Origin of the sequence: Halobacteriovorax sp. YZS-3-1, assembly GCF_047084945.1 — a bacterium.
GTDB lineage: Bacteria > Bdellovibrionota > Bacteriovoracia > Bacteriovoracales > Bacteriovoracaceae > Halobacteriovorax_A > Halobacteriovorax_A vibrionivorans.
The window spans coordinates 130,595-148,773 of record NZ_JBKIYI010000001.1 but is presented as its reverse complement, the minus strand read 5'-3'; the positions used below and the strand labels follow the sequence as shown (position 1 = coordinate 148,773).

Annotated in this window: 17 protein-coding genes and 1 pseudogene; 14 read left to right on the top strand and 4 right to left on the bottom strand. The window is 35.1% G+C overall.

What is annotated here, in order from left to right; genetic code table 11:
- The first annotated feature begins 21 nt into the window (after positions 1–21).
- The 7 genes and pseudogenes from ACMAZI_RS00740 to ftsZ all read left to right on the top strand — a co-directional run.
- A complete protein-coding gene (locus tag ACMAZI_RS00740) occupies positions 22–486 on the top strand; it encodes a hypothetical protein (RefSeq protein WP_114706083.1) in 465 nt (154 codons plus the stop codon).
- Positions 487–551: 65 nt separating this feature from the next.
- Positions 552–1,682, top strand: a complete 1,131-nt coding sequence (gene ftsW, locus ACMAZI_RS00735) for a putative lipid II flippase FtsW (RefSeq protein ID WP_412473974.1) — start codon at positions 552–554, stop codon at positions 1,680–1,682.
- Between the two features lie 49 nt (positions 1,683–1,731).
- Entirely contained in the window at positions 1,732–3,108 is a 1,377-nt protein-coding gene (gene murC / locus ACMAZI_RS00730) for a UDP-N-acetylmuramate--L-alanine ligase (RefSeq protein WP_412473975.1), read from the top strand.
- A complete protein-coding gene (gene murB / locus ACMAZI_RS00725; RefSeq protein WP_412475102.1) occupies positions 3,092–4,009 on the top strand; it encodes a UDP-N-acetylmuramate dehydrogenase in 918 nt (305 codons plus the stop codon). The genes murC and murB overlap by 17 nt, the downstream gene beginning before the upstream one ends.
- A complete protein-coding gene (locus ACMAZI_RS00720; protein ID WP_114706087.1) occupies positions 4,009–4,746 on the top strand; it encodes a hypothetical protein in 738 nt (245 codons plus the stop codon). The genes murB and ACMAZI_RS00720 overlap by 1 nt, the downstream gene beginning before the upstream one ends.
- 96 nt (positions 4,747–4,842) lie before the next feature.
- Positions 4,843–6,105 carry a cell division protein FtsA gene (ftsA, locus tag ACMAZI_RS00715; RefSeq protein WP_114706088.1) on the top strand — a complete coding sequence of 421 codons (1,263 nt, stop codon included), beginning with the start codon at positions 4,843–4,845 and terminating at the stop codon, positions 6,103–6,105.
- A gap of 14 nt (positions 6,106–6,119) precedes the next feature.
- Positions 6,120–7,250: pseudogene (ftsZ, locus tag ACMAZI_RS00710) on the top strand (cell division protein FtsZ); the annotation flags it as partial.
- A 512-nt stretch (positions 7,251–7,762) separates the two neighbouring features.
- On the opposite strand, the gene ACMAZI_RS00705 reads toward ftsZ, so the two are convergent.
- Genes ACMAZI_RS00705 through udk form a run of 4 tightly spaced genes read right to left on the bottom strand, consistent with a single transcriptional unit; the run spans position 7,763 to position 10,947 of the window.
- Entirely contained in the window at positions 7,763–8,146 is a 384-nt protein-coding gene (locus tag ACMAZI_RS00705; protein WP_114706090.1) for a hypothetical protein, read from the bottom strand.
- Positions 8,147–8,155: 9 nt separating this feature from the next.
- Positions 8,156–8,671, bottom strand: a complete 516-nt coding sequence (locus ACMAZI_RS00700) for a hypothetical protein (protein ID WP_412473977.1) — start codon at positions 8,669–8,671, stop codon at positions 8,156–8,158.
- Positions 8,672–8,689: 18 nt separating this feature from the next.
- The gene (locus ACMAZI_RS00695) at positions 8,690–10,297 is read right to left on the bottom strand and encodes a ribonuclease J (RefSeq protein WP_412473978.1); all 1,608 of its coding nucleotides are present in this window, start codon (positions 10,295–10,297) and stop codon (positions 8,690–8,692) included.
- Positions 10,297–10,947 (bottom strand): uridine kinase, encoded by a 651-nt coding sequence (udk, locus tag ACMAZI_RS00690; protein WP_114706093.1) that lies wholly within the window; start codon positions 10,945–10,947, stop codon positions 10,297–10,299. Before udk ends, ACMAZI_RS00695 begins: the two co-directional genes overlap by 1 nt.
- A gap of 114 nt (positions 10,948–11,061) precedes the next feature.
- Here udk and ACMAZI_RS00685 point away from each other — a divergent pair, with 114 nt between their 5' ends.
- From ACMAZI_RS00685 to ACMAZI_RS00655, 7 genes are all read left to right on the top strand, one after another.
- Positions 11,062–12,582, top strand: a complete 1,521-nt coding sequence (locus tag ACMAZI_RS00685; RefSeq protein ID WP_412473979.1) for an ABC transporter substrate-binding protein — start codon at positions 11,062–11,064, stop codon at positions 12,580–12,582.
- Positions 12,566–13,534, top strand: a complete 969-nt coding sequence (locus ACMAZI_RS00680) for a 50S ribosomal protein L11 methyltransferase (protein ID WP_114706095.1) — start codon at positions 12,566–12,568, stop codon at positions 13,532–13,534. The genes ACMAZI_RS00685 and ACMAZI_RS00680 overlap by 17 nt, the downstream gene beginning before the upstream one ends.
- A 22-nt stretch (positions 13,535–13,556) precedes the next feature.
- On the top strand, positions 13,557–14,276 hold the full coding sequence (locus ACMAZI_RS00675) for an RsmE family RNA methyltransferase (protein WP_114706096.1): 720 nt from the start codon (positions 13,557–13,559) through the stop codon (positions 14,274–14,276).
- 34 nt (positions 14,277–14,310) lie between these two features.
- Positions 14,311–15,036, top strand: coding sequence for a hypothetical protein (locus tag ACMAZI_RS00670; RefSeq protein WP_412473980.1), 726 nt, complete (start codon positions 14,311–14,313; stop codon positions 15,034–15,036).
- 1 nt (position 15,037) lies between these two features.
- Positions 15,038–15,496: a D-glycero-beta-D-manno-heptose 1-phosphate adenylyltransferase gene (rfaE2, locus tag ACMAZI_RS00665; protein WP_114706098.1), complete on the top strand. Its 459-nt coding sequence runs from the start codon at positions 15,038–15,040 to the stop codon at positions 15,494–15,496.
- Between the two features lie 463 nt (positions 15,497–15,959).
- Positions 15,960–16,793, top strand: coding sequence for a flagellin (locus ACMAZI_RS00660; RefSeq protein ID WP_120404010.1), 834 nt, complete (start codon positions 15,960–15,962; stop codon positions 16,791–16,793).
- A gap of 475 nt (positions 16,794–17,268) precedes the next feature.
- Positions 17,269–18,099: a flagellin gene (locus tag ACMAZI_RS00655; protein ID WP_114706101.1), complete on the top strand. Its 831-nt coding sequence runs from the start codon at positions 17,269–17,271 to the stop codon at positions 18,097–18,099.
- The last annotated feature ends 80 nt before the right edge of the window (positions 18,100–18,179 follow it).

The following is an 18,179-nucleotide window of genomic DNA, read 5'->3' as shown; positions in this document are numbered from 1 at the left end:
ACACAGGCATATGATGACTGCATGAAAGTTGTCTTATTCTTTATCTTCGTCAGTATTATTACCTCTCACATTAAGGCCAATGAGTTCACGCATGATTGTCGTGAAGTCGTTGAGAAACGTTTATCTAAAATGAATCAATACCGCTTTAGAAAGCAGTGTGAACAGATTACCTCTTCCTATCAGCTAAATTGTATTACCGATGTCTTAAATACGAGAAGGGCCATCAGTCTTGTTGAATTTAATGCGTGCACTTATGTGAAATCCTCTGTGGGACTTGAGGCCGTACGAGAGATTACAAGTTATTATAATTCACAGGTAAATAGCTTACATGTGACTCTTGCTGCGCTCGTTAAGAATAGAGGAGAGAAAGCATGTCTTTCACATATCGTACATCATGAAGGGATTACGCCACTTAATGTATATAATTGTTTTGAAAATAGAAAAATCGACTCTCTTCGTACTTTTGCTCAAATGTATATAAAGTAGGGTAACGCTGCACAGCTTCTTTATTTTCTAATGCATCGAATAGCAAATTCATATATGATAAATATATGAACTCATTGGAAAACACGGATCGTTTTGGCAAATTCTTCTTAATCATTACTTCAATTATTGTCGCATTTGGCGTGGTAATGGTTTATTCGTCATCGTATATGTTTTCAAAAGAAGTGTATGGAACAAGTTTACACTTTTTCTCAAGGCAAATTTTCTTCGCTCTTTTTGGAATAGGATTGGCTTTTATCGTCTCTAAGACTAAATATCAATTTTGGTATAAATTTTCATTTCATCTCAATATTGTAATCGGTTTTCTACTTATATTAACTTTTATCCCTGGACTTGGTGTTATCGCTAAAGGTGCAAATCGCTGGATCAATATTGGAGTGGGATCACTTCAGCCCGGAGAATTTGCTAAATACTCAACTCTTATGCTTTCTCTCTTTTTCTTTGAAAGTTATGAAAAGCTAGATCTTAAAAACCGTTTAAAATTCGCTGCCAATATTTTCTTCGTTTTATTGCTTCTTATTTTACAACCAGACTTTGGAACATTCTTTATCTGTGCTTTAGGAATCGGTTTTACATGTTTCATTTCAAATTTTAATCGTAAATACTTTTATATCTTAACCTCAGTCGGAACAGTTCTTTCTGGTCTTATTCTTATTGCGCAACCTTATCGAGTAAAAAGGTTAATGGCCTTTCTTGATCCTTGGGCAAACCCTAGGGGAAGTGGATTTCAGGTTATTCAGTCATGGATTGGTTTTGCCAATGGTGGCTTTTTCGGTAAAGGGATTGGAAATAGTTTAGAAAAATTATTCTTCCTACCAGAGGCGCATAACGATTTTATCTTTTCTGTCATTGGAGAAGAATTTGGTTTTCTAGGTGTTATCGCATTTGTTGGCCTTTTTATGGCCTTTACTCATTTCGGTTTTAGACTTGCTCTTTCATTAAAAGATGTCATTGCAAGAAAGATGGTAACTTCAATTGTTTTCATTATCTGTGTTCAAGCATGTCTAAATATGGGAGTTGTTCTTGGACTACTTCCAACAAAAGGTCTTAACCTTCCGTTTGTAAGTTATGGTGGATCATCACTTCTATCAAACTTAATTGCCATAGGTGTTATTTTCTCTTGTGTGTCACGTCAACACACTGATAATGCTCAAAAGCCGTTTTTTTCTCAACAATAGCTCATAGATAGGCTAAATTTATGAGAGAAATTATTTTAAAGGATTAGAAATGAATATTAATATTCAAGATATCTCAGTTCATTTTATTGGGATTGGTGGTATCGGTATGAGTGGTATCGCTGAGATTTTACTTTCACTTGGCTACAAAGTAACAGGCTCTGATATTAGTGACTTGGCCAATGTTGTTCGTCTAAGAGAGTTGGGAGCACATGTTTATATTGGTCATAATAGAGAGAACATAACAGATGAAACGACAGTTGTTGTTTATTCTTCAGCGGTAAATGATACTAATCCAGAGATGCAACAGGCCCGTGAAAATCAGGTTCCAATTATGAGAAGGGCAGAAATGCTGGCTGAGCTTATGAGACTTAAGCGTGGAATTGCAATTGGTGGAACTCACGGGAAGACAACGACAACAAGTTTTCTTGCGACGATTCTTCAAGCAAGTAACTATGAACCTACATATATTATCGGTGGAATTGTATCGAATCTTGCTGGTCATGCAAAAGTTGGTACAGGGGAATATCTTGTAGCAGAAGCAGATGAGTCTGACGGATCTTTTCTAATGCTTAATCCTATTATGTCAGTAGTTACGAATATTGATCTGGATCACATGGATCATTATGGAAGTGAAGACATTCTTATGGCAAGCTTTGAAGAATTCATTAACAAAGTTCCTTTTTATGGACTGTCATCTTTAAATGCAGATGATGATCGCTTAATGAGTCTTGTTCCATTTATTAAGAAACCAATTGTTACTTTTGGTATTAAAAATGAAGCTGATTATCAAGCAACTAATATAACAATGGATGGTCTAAGTTCAGAGTTTGATTTAATCGTAGGTCCTGAGAACTTAGGACGTATTAAAATTAATCTACCTGGAAAGCATAATATTTTGAATGCTCTAGGTGCAATTTCTATTGCTCATAAAATGGGTGTACCAGTTGAAATGATTCAAAGCTCGATTAGAAGCTTTGAGAATGTTGGGCGTCGTTTTCAGCTTCTTTATAAAAATGACAAAATTGAGATCTTGGATGATTACGGACATCACCCAACAGAGATTTCTTCCACACTTGGTACTTTAAAAGAGATTCGAGATCATAAAAAAATTGCAATTTTTGAACCACACCGTTTTTCGAGAACAAAAGATTGTTGGAATGAATTTCTACACTGCTTTAACGATGTTGACGAGCTTTACATGTGTCCAATATATCCAGCAAGTGAAGAACCAATAGCAGGTATTACTTCAGAAAGATTAGTAGAAGATATCAATCGTCTACATCCAGGTCTTGCTAAGAATATAGAATTAAAAGATTTAGATTCAATTATTAAGTCGAATGAAAAAGCAACTATTATGACTCTTGGTGCTGGTTCAATTGGTCGTGTTATCAGAGAGTGGGTTCTTGATAATGACAGAAATGAATAATCTTAAGTTATTACTTAAAGACATTTCAGATATTGAAGTTGAAATCAGAAAGGATCTTTCTCGCTATTCAACGATGAAAGTAAAGTCCTTTGGTAATTTAATTACTATAAAAAGTGTTAACGCCTTAAAGTCTGTTGTTAAAAAACTAAGTGATAATGGTATGACTTATCATTTGCTTGGTTTGGGTGCGAATCAACTATTAAATGAAGAAATAAAGAGGCCAATAATTCATTTAGATTTTTCATATGATAAGACTATATTTGATTCATATCATGACTCTTATATTTTACCCGCATCTATAAAGCTTTCAACACTAACTTCTCATGCTTCAAAATTTGGAAACAAACGTTGGGAAGTCATTACGGGAATCCCGGCCACTTTAGGGGGCGCTGTTTTTATGAATGCTGGAACAGGTCTGGGCTGGATAAATGAGATCGTAAAGCGCGTTTGGTATATTGATAAAGAAGGCACTGAACATATCTATGAAGTAGATGAAAGTAGTTTCTCATACAGGCAGAATAATTTTTTAAGGCCAGGTGATGTTGTTTACCAGGTTGAATTAGTTAGTCATGGACAAGATCCGGAACTTGGGAAAAAAATTAGAGATTATTTATTGGTTAGAAATAAAACTCAACCTTTACGAGAAAAAACCTGTGGTAGTGTCTTTAAAAACATCACAAGTAAAGAGCGAACTTGCACTGCGGGACGATTTGTTGATATACTAAATTTAAAGGGACTACAAGTTGGTGGTGTTAGAGTTAGCAATCTTCATGGAAATTTTATGGAAAATTTTAATGAGGCAAGCGCTTCTGATGTTAAAGAGCTGATAAAGCTAGTCCAAGATGAATTACTACTCCAGTATGGATTAAGATTCGAACCAGAAGTCAGGATAGACAACTAATGAAAAAAGTATTTGGTATTATAACTTTCTTAATGATGAGCACGTCGATACTTGCGACATCACGTCCAATGGAGAAAATCAAATACAAAACGGCTTTTGGTAAATGTCCTTCTCGCGCAGCGGGAACCCTAACTCTTAAACTCGTAAAAGATTTCGAAAAAAATAGTTCATTACGAAGTATGAAGAACTTAATTGATCATGATAAGTTAAAAGAAAAACATTTCTTATCTGATTACACTATCAAGTACGATCCACTTCAAGGAATGCTAAATTTTATATACGAATGTCCCTCTCCTCTTATGAAAGTACAAATTTATAAAGAGAATGGAATGGAATCTTACGAGGCGATTCTTGTTGAAAATGGTCAACTATTTGATCCAACTTATGAAATACTTCTTAGAACAGAAAAGAAGTTGAGTTACTCACTACCTTATCTCGCTATTCCAGTAGGAGAGATGGATAAGGACGTTCAAAGAAAAATAACGAAGATTGTCTCAGGACTTGATCTAGTATTTAGAAAACTAATTTCAGAAGTTATTGTTAGTGATAATAAAGAATTAACAATGATTTTATCGATTAAAGGCAAGCCATCAAGTGTCTTTATGGGTAAAGATGAATGGCCACTAAAGGTTGATAAACTTACTCAGATTATTAGTTACATGAATAAGAAAAAGAAAGTTCCATCTGTAATTAATATTACAAATTCCAAAAAAGTTGTTGTCAAGTTCAACGACTAATCCTAAAATTTCATTATACACGGTAAAAATTGCCGTATTATTTCTTGAAAAAAAGCAGAATGATTCTGTAAGAAAAAACTAGAGAAAGGATTCTCAATGAAAGAAAAAAACATCGTAGTCGGTCTAGACGTAGGTACAACTAAAGTTTGTACAATTGTCGGAATTCAAAATAGCTCAAATACACAAACAACTATTTCTAATCCTTGTGAATTAGAAATCATTGGTATTGGTACACATCCAAGCCATGGCCTTAAAAAAGGTAGTGTTGTTAATATCGATAAAACAGTTCGCTCAATTCAAAACTCATTAGAAGAAGCGAGACTTATGGCCGGAGTTGATATCCATAGTGCTACTATTGGTATTGCTGGAAGCCATATTTATAGCTTCAATAGTTCAGGGGTCGTTGCTGTTAAGGGTAATGAAATCTCGGAAGATGACGTTGAAAGAGTATTAGAAGCTGCAAAGGCAGTCGTAATGCCAAGTGATCGTGAGATTATTCACGTTATCGCTCAAGAATATAAAGTAGATAATACAACAGGAATTAAAAACCCTATTGGAATGTGTGGTACTCGCCTAGAGGCACATGTACATATTGTTACGGGATCAATTTCATTAATTCAAAACCTTGTTAAATGTGTTGAGCATACAGGTGTTAAAGTTGAAAACGTAACACTTCAACCAATTGCTTCATCGGAGTCAGTTCTTTCTCCTGAAGAAAGAGAAATGGGAACTCTTCTAGTTGATATTGGTGGTGGGACAACAGATCTTGCACTTTGGAAAGATGGTGCTCTTGTTCACACTCAGGTTATTCCAGTAGGCGGTAATCATTTTACTAATGACTTAGCGGTAGCTTTGAAAGTTCCTCACGCAGAAGCAGAAAGAATTAAAATTAATCATGGATCTGTTTTACCAGAGCAAGTAAATCAGTCAGCGCATATTACAGTTCAAGGTATCTCTGGAACTAAGCCACGTGAAGTTCAATTAAATACTGTGGCCAATGTTCTTGGAGCTAGAGCTGAAGAATTATTTGATCTAATTAAAAATATTATTAAAGAAAAGAACCTGGGCGAAGACATCAGTGGTGGTGTTGTTCTTACAGGTGGTGGTGCAATGATTAAGGGTATGCCTGAGATTGGTGAGTACCTTCTTGATCGTCCATTAAAAATTGGTTATCCAATCGCATTTGGCGGGATGACAAACATAATGCAAAATCCAAAGTTTTCAACAGTACTTGGACTTCTTCTTGAAGCTACGAAAGGTAAAGAAGTGGATGCGGAAGTTGAAGAAGATATTAATCAAATCGATATTGTCGGAAAGTTATCCGGATCGATTAAATCAGTATTTAGAGAAATTTTTTAAATAAGGGGGAACTTATGTTCGAAATTTCTGATAACAATGAATTAAAATTAACTGAAGGCGCGAAGATTCGCGTAGTTGGTGTCGGTGGCGGTGGATGTAATGCCGTAAACACTATGATCAAGGCTGGACTTACTGGTGTTGAGTATATTGTTGCCAACACTGATTCGCAGGCTTTATCTGTAAACCTTGCACCAACAAAAGTTCAACTTGGAGTTGAATTAACAAAAGGTCTAGGTGCTGGTGCAAATCCAGAAGTTGGTCGCAAAGCTGCTCTTGATGAGTATGAAATGTTAAGCCAAGTACTAGAAGGTTCAGATATGGTTTTCATTACTGCTGGTATGGGTGGTGGAACTGGTACTGGTGCAGCACCTGTTATTGCAAAACTAGCAAGAGAGCTTGGAGCTTTAACTGTTGGTGTTGTAACTAAGCCATTTATCTTTGAAGGTAGAAAGAGAATGAGACATGCCAAAACTGGTATTCAAACTCTTGAGGAAAATGTTGATTCACTAATCACAATTCCAAATCAAAGACTTCTTCAATTAGCAGGTGAGAGTTTATCTCTTGTTGAGACTTTCATGAAAGCAGATGAAGTACTACTTAATGCGGTTAGAGGTATCTCTGACTTAATCAATACAACAGGACATATTAATGCTGACTTTGCAGACGTATCGACTGTTATGTCTAATAAAGGTTTAGCACTAATGGGAACAGGACTATGTTCTGGACCAGATAGAGCTATTAAAGCTGCTAATGAAGCAATTTCTTCACCACTTCTTGAAGATATTTCAATCGATGGTGCAACTGGAATTATCATCAATATTACTGGTGGTTCTGGAATGACTATGCATGAAGTAAATGAAGCAGCTACTTTAATTATGGAAGCAGCTGATGAAGATGCTGAAGTTATCTTTGGATCAGTTGTAGATGAAGAATTAGAAGACGATATCAAGGTTACTGTAATTGCTACAGGTCTTGGTGGTGAAGACTCATCAACTAGAGTTGCTCCTCAACAAGAAATGAGAAGACCTGTTCAAACAGAAGCTCCACAAACATTTGCTAAGCCAATTGTTGAAGAGAGAACTGTTGAAGTAAAGCAAGAGCAGAAAATCGAGCAACCTATTGAGCACAGAACTGAAACAATTTCTCGTCCAGCTTACTATGAATCAACTCCACAACAAGATGAAAATCTTGATGCAATGAGAGAGATTCAAATGGAAGCACAACGTGAATCAGTTAACTACGAAACTCAACAAGTTGAAGAAAAACAACAATTGAGATCGAATGGGTTTGATGGAGATACAACTGATACTTCAAGTCGTCCAAGCTTAACAGATTCAATTCGTGAGGCAGCTTCTCAATATGAAGCTTCAAAATCAGAAGTTGATCCTTGGGCAAATGAAAAAGCATTAACTGGTAATAACTCAAATGTTGAAAAATCAGAGCGTCCTAAGTCAATTGCTGAGAAATTGGGATTTATTAACTTTGATGAAGAAGAACTAGATACTCCATCTTATTTAAGAAAAGATGAAGGTCAAAATACATCAAATGAAACTTTTCGCCAATTAGAGCGATAGGATTCCCCCGAGTATATTGATGGCAACATCAAAAAAAGGGCCCTGAAAAGGGCCCTTTCTTTTTTTCTATATATTATATTTCTTTAAGATACTAGTTTTGCGATATTTGATTTAAAGGCATCGATTAGCTCGGCCGTATCTATTTTAAAGTCTTCTGGAAGTTTTATTAGTAATTTTGAGTTATCGTGAGGAATATTTCTAAGGACTAGTCGAAAGCTTCCTTCCCAGTCTTGCCAGCTAAGTTCATATTGCCAACGAGCAAATTGTCCAGAACCAAACTTTTGCTCACGCTTTTGAGGATCAAGAGAGTCAATTGTGTAAGATACTTTTTGTTTAAGTCCAGATGCTGTGAGTTCTTTCTCGCATTCACGAATAACTCTATCGTACTTGGCATCGAAAATAACCTCAGGTTTATTTTCTTCAATGATTTGATTAATTTGACCTCTAAGAATCTCCATGTCTGTCATAATTACCTCTTACTTTTCGAGCTGTAGCCTTTCTCTTAAATCCAGCTCTCTTTCTTTTTGAACATATAACTGTACGTATGTTTCAATAAGATCATTTGTGACATCAATCTTATATTCACATAGTATGAATGTAGGAATTTTATCATCCTTCCAAACTTTTTTCTTAAAGTTATAAATGTAGACACCTTTTTCCGGGGTCTCGCTTGTCGTTCTTTCATTTGTTATGGGGATCCAGTCGCTTGCAGAATATGTGTCGAAGTGCTCACGGCAAAGGTGTAGAGACTCAACATTAAAGTAATCGTTTTCAACAAGTTCTTTTTCACAAATACTACATAGTCCCAAGATCCTTTCTTTGGTTTTGTTTTTTTCAAGCATCTGACTTATCTTATTTGTAATATCACCATCTTTTTCTTCTTCATTTTGAATGTCTCTTTTAAATACTAAATATGCAAAGAAGCCAATAAAGGCAAGTAAGGCCAATACGATGATTGTTAACAACGCTATAATGATGATTGAATTATCCATAATAATATTCTAGATGACTTAACAAATATGAACAATGGCCAGAGGCCTATATCCTAGAATATTTTGAAAATACCGACGTGTCGCAATCCTGATTTTCTCTGATCGTTGATCGAGAGTGCCTTTTTCTTGATAGAGGTTAAAGCATAATTCTTTAAGTTGGTTAAGTTGATCTTCTTCGTATGGTATTCCAAGTGCCGTGATATGAACTCTTCCGCTTGCTTTCTTTATACTATTATTAGCAATTGAAATAAAGACAGAGCCTAGGGTTGCCATCTTTCTTCTTTCTGAGATTTTTTCGCGCTCGATTTCAATTCGATTACCATGAATTAATATTGGTGGTACTTCTTCAGTTTTATTAAGTTTAACTTCTCCATTTGCAAATATCGTTACAACATCACGATTAGCAATCTCAAGAGCTTTAGATTTTGGAAGAATCGTATTTAAAAATTCAATATGCTTTCTTATAAAATAAGTTTCACCGTGAATGGGGATTGCGATCGTTGGCAGATATGCTTCGTAAACGTCTTTTAAGTCTTCTTTTCCAGGGTGACCAGAGGCGTGAATTAAACCATTGGCATTAGTTATAACTTCTGCACCAGAACTTGTTAGTTCGTTATAAAGAAAGGCAAGTTTCTTTTCATTTCCAGGAATTGCTTTTGAACTGAAAATGAATGTATCTTTTTCATTCACTTTAAAAAACTTATCGTTACCACTTGAGATTCGTTTAACAGTACCTCTAAACTCACCTTGGCTACCTGAGCAGATTATAATCTGTTTCTTTGAGAGGTCTTGTACGCTTTCAACTTCTCTAATAAGCCCATGATCATCAAAGATTTCACATTCACTAGCAATTCGAGTGTATTTTAATAATGATCGGCCATAAGTGATAACTTTAAGGTTCTGTTCTTTGGCGATATCAAATATTGTTTGAATACGATGAATATTTGAAGCAAAGCAGGTGATAAAGACTCTTCCTGGTGCATCTTTTATAAACTTAGAAAGATCGCTTTTTAACTCAGATTCTGAAGTCGTTCTTAAGGCAGAGCTCGTTATATTTGTAGAATCAAGCATTGAAATTCTATTGGTATACTTTCTTGCTAGTGATTTCATATGTTCCAGATCAATAGGACCTTCGTATGGGCAGTTGAAGTCACTTTTGAAATCAGAAATAAAAAGAATGCCAGTATCGATCTCTTTAATTCCAAGATGTAGTCCTTTTGTATTTGGAATAGAGTGATTTACGTGGACTGCATTTATTTCTATTTTATCAATAATTAATGTGTCATCTAAACGATGGATTTTTTTTGAGAGATCGAGATAATTTAACTTATCTTCAATCAATTCTTTGGCAAATTTTGGTGCGTGTATTTGGGCCTCAGGAAATTTTTCTATATAGTGAGAAATCGCACCAATGTGATCCTCGTGTCCATGTGAAATAATAATATTTGAAATTTTTAATTTTACGTCAGAGAGATCAGGGATTAAATAATTAATGTCAAAGCAATCTTCTGAAGGAAAGAGGATTCCTGCATCAATGATGATATTTGTTTCTTCATAAGATATCAGAGTTGCATTTGATCCAATTTGTCCAACACCACCAAGTGGAGAGATTGTTAATTTTGACATTAATTGCCTTTTGTCGAATTTAGTAAAAGTTCAAACTCTTTATTTTGATCAATAAATTGTAAGAGGCGTGCAGATAAGATCTCTGATGCAACATCAGTTTCTTCACCGACTATAAAGTCAGCGTGTTGTCGTTGAGGTGCCAGAAACTTTTCATACATTGGCCTAACACTATCGTAGTATTGATTAATAACACTTTCAAGGCTTCGGCCACGTTCCGCTACATCTCGGTTAAGACGACGTGTGAATCTTATATCTGCTTCAACATGTAGAAAGCACTTTATATCTAATTGATCGCGAATGATTTGATTGAAAAGTGTGAAGATACCCTCAAATAAAATAACGGGAGTAGGTGTTAATGTAGTTGTTTTATCAAGTCTTCGACTTGTTTTAAAATCATAGTTTGGAACTTCAATTGATTGTCCTTCTTTTAGTTGGACAATGTGTTCTTGTAAAAGATCCCAATCAAAAGCTTTGGGATGGTCGTAATTTGGACGCCCTGATTTTGTATAATACTCTTTTGGTTGTTCTGGTAAGTAATATGAGTCCATAGATAACATGGACACTTTTTCTTGAGGAAGTTTTGAAATAACTTTAGAGGCAAACGTTGTTTTACCCGAGCCTGATCCGCCTGTGATCCCAATTAGCTTCATAGATTACCTTTTGAATAATGTTTTCAGTAACTTAACACGGATTTATTTCACATCAAATAAAAGAGGTGATAATCTTATAATAATTACATTTCATGCTAGTTTGAGGAATAATTAATGACAAGATATCTGCTAATATCCCTATTTTTTATCGTAACTTCAATAGTTTACGCAGACCCATTGAAGATCGCTATTTCCTCTTCTCCAAATAGTTTAAGCCCATTTTTTTCTACTGATGCAAATTCGCAAAACATTAATCGCCTGGTTAATGGTTCATTGATAGATTTTGATATTAATATGAAGCCAATTTGCCAGCTTTGTGAAAGTTACGAAGAATTTAGAACAATCGATAGTTATAAGATCCGTTTTAAGCTCAAGGAAAATATTTATTTCTCAAATGGTGAGAAAATAACGGCAAGAAGTGTTAAGCAATCTCATTACTACTTCACTGAGACTGAAAAAATTAAATCGATATTTCGATTTGCTTTTTCAAATATTACAGAAGTTAAGATTTTAGATAAATATACATTTGAATTAATATACAAATCATATGGCCTTGATCATTTACCAAATCTTGTGCTTTTTAAGATAATACAGATACCTAATTATAAAACCTTAGACCAGGTTGAATTAAACGATATCGTAGGTGCAGGTGATTATCGAATTACCGATATTAAACCACTTCAAATAGACTTAAAATCGAATATAGAAGGACGCCAAGACTTAAGCTTTGTGGTTGTTAAAGACGAAACGACACTTGCGCTTAAATTAGTAAAGGGTGAAATTGACTTATCTGTATCAAATATTTCACCACGTAAGGTAAATTATTTAATCAATAAAGGTAGTGTGAAGGTTAAAAAGGTTCTAGGTACAGATTATAATTATATTGGTCTAAATCAGCGCAAGGAACAATTACAAAATCTTAAGGTTAGAAAGGCATTAAGCCATTTAATACCTCGTGAAAAGATTATTAAGTATAAGTTTAAAAACTACGCAGTCGCTTCAAATGGTTTATTTGCTAAGTCTTTTGAGAAGTTCTATTTAGATTCTCCTGTTGATAATTATGACCCGGCCAAAGCTAAGTCTTTGTTTATTGAAGCAAATTATAAGCATAACAATGGTTTCTGGTATAATGGTGATGGTAAGAAGTTTAAGATTACTTTTAAAACGAGTAGTAATAAGTTTCAACAAGAGTTAGTTACAATCATTAGAAATGAATTCGTCGACTTTGGAATTGATATCCAAATTGTTCCTCAGGAATGGGGGACATTTCTTAGAGGAATAAAACGTGGTGAATACGATCTCTACCTTGGACGTTGGGTCGGATTTACTGGTCAAGATATGCTTAAATTTGCTTTTCACTCTGAAAATATGGCACCGAAAGGGGCAAATCGTGTTTTCTTTGATAATAAAGAGTTCGATAGTTTAATTGCTCAAGCGGAAGATACTATTAATAAAAGCAAAGAAATTGAAATTTATAAGAAAGCAAATTCTGTCGTTAATAGAGAATACCCTTATATAAGTTTATGGCATCCAGACGTTATTTGGGTCATGAATAAGTGTATTCATCTTGATCAGGTATATCCAAACGGAAACTTTCTAGTTCTAAAGGAAATTAAAAATGTCTGTAAAAACTGAAGTTTTTAAAATTGTGACAATTGAGTTTAAAACAAGTTCTCAATGTGAGGAAGTCAACAAAATCGCTCTAAATGATTTCGAAGTTGATGGGATTGAAGAATTCTCAATGGAAGAAGAGAGAGTAGATGAGATTCTAGGGGAAAGAGCATACTCTGGTGGTGATGTACCTGAATCTGTAATTGATGAAGTCGTAGATATTTCTGCAAATGAAGATGTGAAAAAGTTTAATTACTTCTTTTTCCAAGGTGACATCTCTAGAGCAGAGGAGTTTGCAAAAGCTCTAGATCAAATGGACCTTTCTTATGAAATAAAAGAAGAAGAATATTCAGATTGGAATGAAGTTTGGAAAAAGCACTATGCACCGATCGAAGTTACAGATGAGTTGAGTGTCATTCCAGAGTGGTTTAAGGAAGATGATTATAAAACAAATGATAACAATATTTATATAATCCCTGGGATGGGATTTGGTACTGGTGAGCATGAGACAACATATTTATGCTTAAAGCACTATATGGCCGTGAAAGATGATTTCAAAGATAAGGATCTTTGCCTTGATTTTGGTTGTGGTTCAGGGATCTTGGGTATAGGTGCAGTTAAAAAGAATAATATGTTGGTGGACTTTGTCGATATTGATCCAGCGGCTCTCGATAATTGTCATGAAAATTTAAAATTAAATCTCGTTGAAGATCGGTTAAATGGACATCGCCTTATTGCAAGAAAACGTTTTAGTGTAGATGATAAATATAAGCTAGTTTTTGCTAATATTTTAAAACATGTCTTGTTGTCTGAGAAAGATCTCCTTCTGGAGTCTCTCGATGATGGTGCTTATCTAATCTTATCTGGAATTTTAAACGAACAAGTTGATGATATTCTTGAAGAGTACAAGAGCTTGAAAAAAATTGATGTACTTTCTAAAGGGGATTGGTCTGCCATCTTAATGAAAAAAGATTAATCTCAAATATAAAGGAGTCCTTATGCGTGCGATTTACACAAGAGACGATTTATCACCATCTATTGATGGAATATTGAGAATAAATGATGATCGAAGCCATCATTTAATTAAAGTTGCGCGTGTAAAAAATGGGGATGAAGTACTAATCCTTGATGGTCAAGGTGGCCGTTATCTTAGTGAAGTTATTAATTGTACTAAGAGAGAGGTTTCACTTAAGGTGAAGTCTTTTGATAAGGAAGAGAGATATTCAAATATTGATTTGGCCCTTGGCCTACCCAAAAGAGAAGCTTTTGAAAGTGCAATCAAGAATGCTACACAAGTTGGTATTAGTGCAATCTACCCATTTCGTGCAGAGTATTCTCAGTGGTCAATTAAAAACTTTTCTAGAGTTGAAACAGTCATAGAAAGTGCTCTTATACAATCAAATAACTGTTACTTTCCAAAGATAAATGAAGAAGTTAATAGTTTAGATGCGCTATTTGAGATTTTTAGCAGTTATGACTATATCTTTCTGACCACACTTTCTGATGCTGCAAATACAACTAAAGAAGCAACTAATTTAAGGAATAAAAAAATATTAATTATTATTGGTCCAGAAGGTGGACTTTCACCCAAAGAAGAAGAACTTGTATTAAAACAAAGTAATGTTTTTGGTTTAAAGTTGTCGACACCAATTTTAAAAACAGAGACTGCGGTACCAACAATCGTTGGATACATACTCGGAAAATTTGATGTTAAATAAAAAATGTGTCATCCTATTATAAGAGGGATTTGGGATGAATATTGATACTGAACAACTAAATAAAAATAAGTACAACTCAATGAATATAAATAATTTAGATGATATCGATAACTTCGATATAGAAGACATTCCATTTAAACCAATAAATGAAGGCCTCGGTTTTCATCATGGGCAAAAAGAGAAGAGAACTCTTAAGCAAACGCGTGTTGAAGTTACACCTACGCAAGCTCATGTAAACAATTTTAATAAGGTCTTAGGTCGAGAAAAGGAAATGAGTGTTCCATCTGAATTGGAAGCTTTTTACCGTAAAGGACAAGAGTCTGATATCCCTCAAGTTAATCGTGAAATTGAAATTAAAAGTAAATCGAAAGAAGTTTCTATCGTTAGAAGGTTCTTCTCTTATGTAATTGACATGAGTGTATCGACAGTGATCTTTACTGTTATTATTTCTTCAATGTTCTTCATGACATCAATTCCATTAGAATCTTTTGTTTCATTAACACTTAAAAACTCTAGCTACCGTTATTTGATCGCTCTATTTGTTTTAATTCACTTAATTTATAGAATCACTTCTGTTTATCGACCGACTCTTGGTCAATATATTTGTGGTGTTAAGCCAAAGCAATCAAATGAAGCAGCTTTTAATACGATAATTGAAAGAACGCTATTTGAGTTTTTATCAATACCTCTTCTTGGGATTCCATATATCTTTGGACTGGATAAGAAGTTCTTTGGTAACAACCTAAAGAAGAATAAGTAAGATGAGTTACGAAGACGCTAAAGATTATGTAAATAAACATTTTAAAGACAAGAAGGTTGTTTTTACTAATGGATGTTTCGATATTCTTCATCGAGGTCATTTAATGTATTTAAATGAAGCTCGAGCACTAGGTGATGAGCTTATTATTGGATTAAATTCAGATGCTAGTGTAAAACGTCTTAAAGGTGATGATCGTCCTGTTAATAATGAAGATGACCGTCTTTATATGCTTGAAAATCTAAAGGCCGTAAGTAAGGTTTTTATTTTTGAAGAAGATACTCCTTATGATCTCATAAAAGCAGTAGAACCAAATATTTTAGTTAAAGGTGGCGATTGGGCCGTTGATCAAATTGTTGGACACGATATTGTGACTGGCAATGGTGGTAAGGTTCTAAGCTTAAACTTTGAAGATGGTTACTCAACGACTAATCTAATTTCAAGAATTCAAGGCCGCTCATAGGTGTATCTACACAAGTTTACAGACCACTATCTGATATCAAACGAAGTTTCACAAATATTGATTCCCTTTGAACATTTATTAGTCTCAATAAAAGCTTCGTTAAAAACAGGCTTACCTGTAATTATCCTTTATCATGATCATGAATATGATTTAGCAAAACTTAAGAGTAAACATTTTATTCACAATGATAAACTTTCATTTATTAATACTTCTCTAAAAAATCGATTTGAGACACATTGTAAAATCAGTAACCTTAGTGAAATGCTCCAGTATATGCTTGAGTTGAACACTCGGCTATCTTAAAAAAACTTAACTTTTTTTCCACTTTTATCTCAAGAATATTTCCGAGTAACCGTTATGGGTATTACAACCAGTTGGGACTGGTTGTTTGGGATTTAATTGTTGAGACAAGGAGTTTCAACGCAAATTACACAAGGAGGTTGCTTATTCGAGGAGAATAGTAATGGGATTAAGAATTAACACGAACACACAGTCAATTGCAGCACAAAGAAGTTTAGGTCAAGTTAAGAGAGCACAAGGTGAATCTTTAAATAAGTTAGCATCTGGTTCTAGAATTAATAAAGCCTCAGACGATGCTGCAGGACTTGCGATATCTGAAAAGTTAAGAGCAAACATCAGAGGTACTCAACAAGCAGCTCGAAATGCTGGTGATGGTATCTCAATGATTCAGATCGCTGAAGGTGGGATGAACGAAGTATCTAATATTTTAGTTCGTCTAAGAGAGCTTTCAGTACAATCTGCATCGGATACAATTGGTGATACTGAACGTGAATTTACTGATAAAGAATTCCAACAACTAACTAAAGAAGTTGATAGAATTGCAGAGTCAGTACAATTTAACGGTACATCACTAATCAATGGTGAAGGTTCAGAAAAAGAATTCCAAATTGGTCTTAATAATGATGAGACGAATGACAGAATTAAGTATGATCCATCAGCAGTATCAGTAAAAACAGAAGACCTTGGAATTGGAGGACTTTCTGTTGCTACTAAAGGTGATGCTCAATCTAACCTTGAGGCTATCGATAAGGCCATGACATCTGTATCAGGTGGACGAGCGGAGCTAGGGGCTTTACAAAATAGACTACAGTCTACAATTAATAACCTAGAGATCTCTAACGAGAACATGAGTGCCGCAAATTCACGAATCAGAGATACTGATGTAGCAGCTGAATCAGCAAACCTAGCGAAGTCAAATGTACTTACTAGTTCTGCAACTTCAGTTCTAGCTCAAGCTAATACTTCGAGCCAGTCTGCACTTAGACTAATCGGTTAAGAAAAAAACCAAAATCGAATGCAACACTTCAAGGGCCCTCTAACGAGGGCCCTTTTAGGTTCAGGATGAACGGTATGTCGGCGGGAGGCAGGAGCCGGAGCCGACCTCAATGCAGTCTAAAAATCTATCTTAAAAACAGCAAAGCCATGCTTTCGCATGGCCCACTAGAATCTTGAAAGAGCTGAATCTCAGGAGAGAGGTTAAGCTCATAAAAAGTATAACTAACAAACCTGTTCATAAATATGAGATAAGTCATAGAATAATGACAAATTTATGAGTCACTTTTCGCGATTATATGCAGTTATATTTATTGAGGTTGTGGTTTTTAAGTACCTGAATTTATAGTAGTGGCCATACTTTTCTCCAAATATTCGAGGGATTTACTAAAGTATTTACCCGAGTGTTCCGAACAGGTATCTGTGAACACGAGTTTCCCTGAATGGTATTTCAGTAGGACGTAGGAAAGGAGAATAACATGGGTTTACGTATTGCTACTAACACTGCAGCTCAAACGGTGCAGAAAAACATTAAACAAACAGGTAAGGCCTCAACAGAAGCCTTGGAAAAATTATCAAGTGGTAAGAGGATTAATAAGTCCGCCGATGATGCTGCCGGTTTAGCAATTGCTAAGAATATGGAAGCACAGGTAAAGGGTTTAAGACAGGCCTCTCGAAACGCAAATGATGGTATCTCAATGGTGCAAACTGCTGAGGGTGCCATGAACGAAACAAGTAATATTCTAGTTCGTCTAAGAGAGCTTTCAGTGCAGGCAGCATCGGATACTATCGGTGATACTGAACGTGGTTTCTTGGATAAAGAATATCAGCAATTAGTAGAAGAGGTTGATCGTATTGCAGAGTCAACAAAGTTTGGTTCTATTAGCCTCTTAAATGGATCTGGTTCAGAAATGGATATTCAGGTTGGTACATTTGCTGGAGAAAGTGGTCAGATTCAATACGACCCTTCTCAAACGAATGCAACAGCTTCAGCTCTTAATATCTCAGGGCTAAGTGTTTCATCTAAGGATGATGCTAGATCATCGATGGAAAATGTCGATGAGGCGATTACAAGTCTTTCTGAGCAACGTGCAAATTTAGGTGCGATTCAGTCGAGACTACAGTCGTCAGTTAATAATTTAGAGATTCAATCAACGAATCTAGATGCTTCTAGGTCTGTTATTGAAGATGCTGACGTGGCATATGAGTCATCACAATTAGCGTCGGCTAATATTTCTAAGCAAGCTGGTGTTTCTTCATTAGTACAAGCGAATAACCTAAATTCGCAAGCGCTTAGATTAGTAGGTTAATAATAATTTTGGAGTAGCGTGGGGGAAGATCCCCCCTCCTTTCTTAAATAGGCTCAGGAAAAGTTCTTGGGCCTATTTTA

Excerpts from the sequence above, each read along its gene's own strand:
- ACMAZI_RS00740 (WP_114706083.1), top strand. The coding sequence starts at position 22 with ATGAAAGTTGTCTTATTCTTTATCTTCGTCAGTATTATTACCTCTCAC.
- ftsW (WP_412473974.1), top strand. The coding sequence starts at position 552 with ATGAACTCATTGGAAAACACGGATCGTTTTGGCAAATTCTTCTTAATC.
- murC (WP_412473975.1), top strand. The coding sequence starts at position 1,732 with ATGAATATTAATATTCAAGATATCTCAGTTCATTTTATTGGGATTGGT.
- murB (WP_412475102.1), top strand. The coding sequence starts at position 3,092 with ATGACAGAAATGAATAATCTTAAGTTATTACTTAAAGACATTTCAGAT.
- ACMAZI_RS00720 (WP_114706087.1), top strand. The coding sequence starts at position 4,009 with ATGAAAAAAGTATTTGGTATTATAACTTTCTTAATGATGAGCACGTCG.
- ftsA (WP_114706088.1), top strand. The coding sequence starts at position 4,843 with ATGAAAGAAAAAAACATCGTAGTCGGTCTAGACGTAGGTACAACTAAA.
- ACMAZI_RS00705 (WP_114706090.1), bottom strand. The coding sequence starts at position 8,146 with ATGACAGACATGGAGATTCTTAGAGGTCAAATTAATCAAATCATTGAA.
- ACMAZI_RS00700 (WP_412473977.1), bottom strand. The coding sequence starts at position 8,671 with ATGGATAATTCAATCATCATTATAGCGTTGTTAACAATCATCGTATTG.
- ACMAZI_RS00695 (WP_412473978.1), bottom strand. The coding sequence starts at position 10,297 with ATGTCAAAATTAACAATCTCTCCACTTGGTGGTGTTGGACAAATTGGA.
- udk (WP_114706093.1), bottom strand. The coding sequence starts at position 10,947 with ATGAAGCTAATTGGGATCACAGGCGGATCAGGCTCGGGTAAAACAACG.
- ACMAZI_RS00685 (WP_412473979.1), top strand. The coding sequence starts at position 11,062 with ATGACAAGATATCTGCTAATATCCCTATTTTTTATCGTAACTTCAATA.
- ACMAZI_RS00680 (WP_114706095.1), top strand. The coding sequence starts at position 12,566 with ATGTCTGTAAAAACTGAAGTTTTTAAAATTGTGACAATTGAGTTTAAA.
- ACMAZI_RS00675 (WP_114706096.1), top strand. The coding sequence starts at position 13,557 with ATGCGTGCGATTTACACAAGAGACGATTTATCACCATCTATTGATGGA.
- ACMAZI_RS00670 (WP_412473980.1), top strand. The coding sequence starts at position 14,311 with ATGAATATTGATACTGAACAACTAAATAAAAATAAGTACAACTCAATG.
- rfaE2 (WP_114706098.1), top strand. The coding sequence starts at position 15,038 with ATGAGTTACGAAGACGCTAAAGATTATGTAAATAAACATTTTAAAGAC.
- ACMAZI_RS00660 (WP_120404010.1), top strand. The coding sequence starts at position 15,960 with ATGGGATTAAGAATTAACACGAACACACAGTCAATTGCAGCACAAAGA.
- ACMAZI_RS00655 (WP_114706101.1), top strand. The coding sequence starts at position 17,269 with ATGGGTTTACGTATTGCTACTAACACTGCAGCTCAAACGGTGCAGAAA.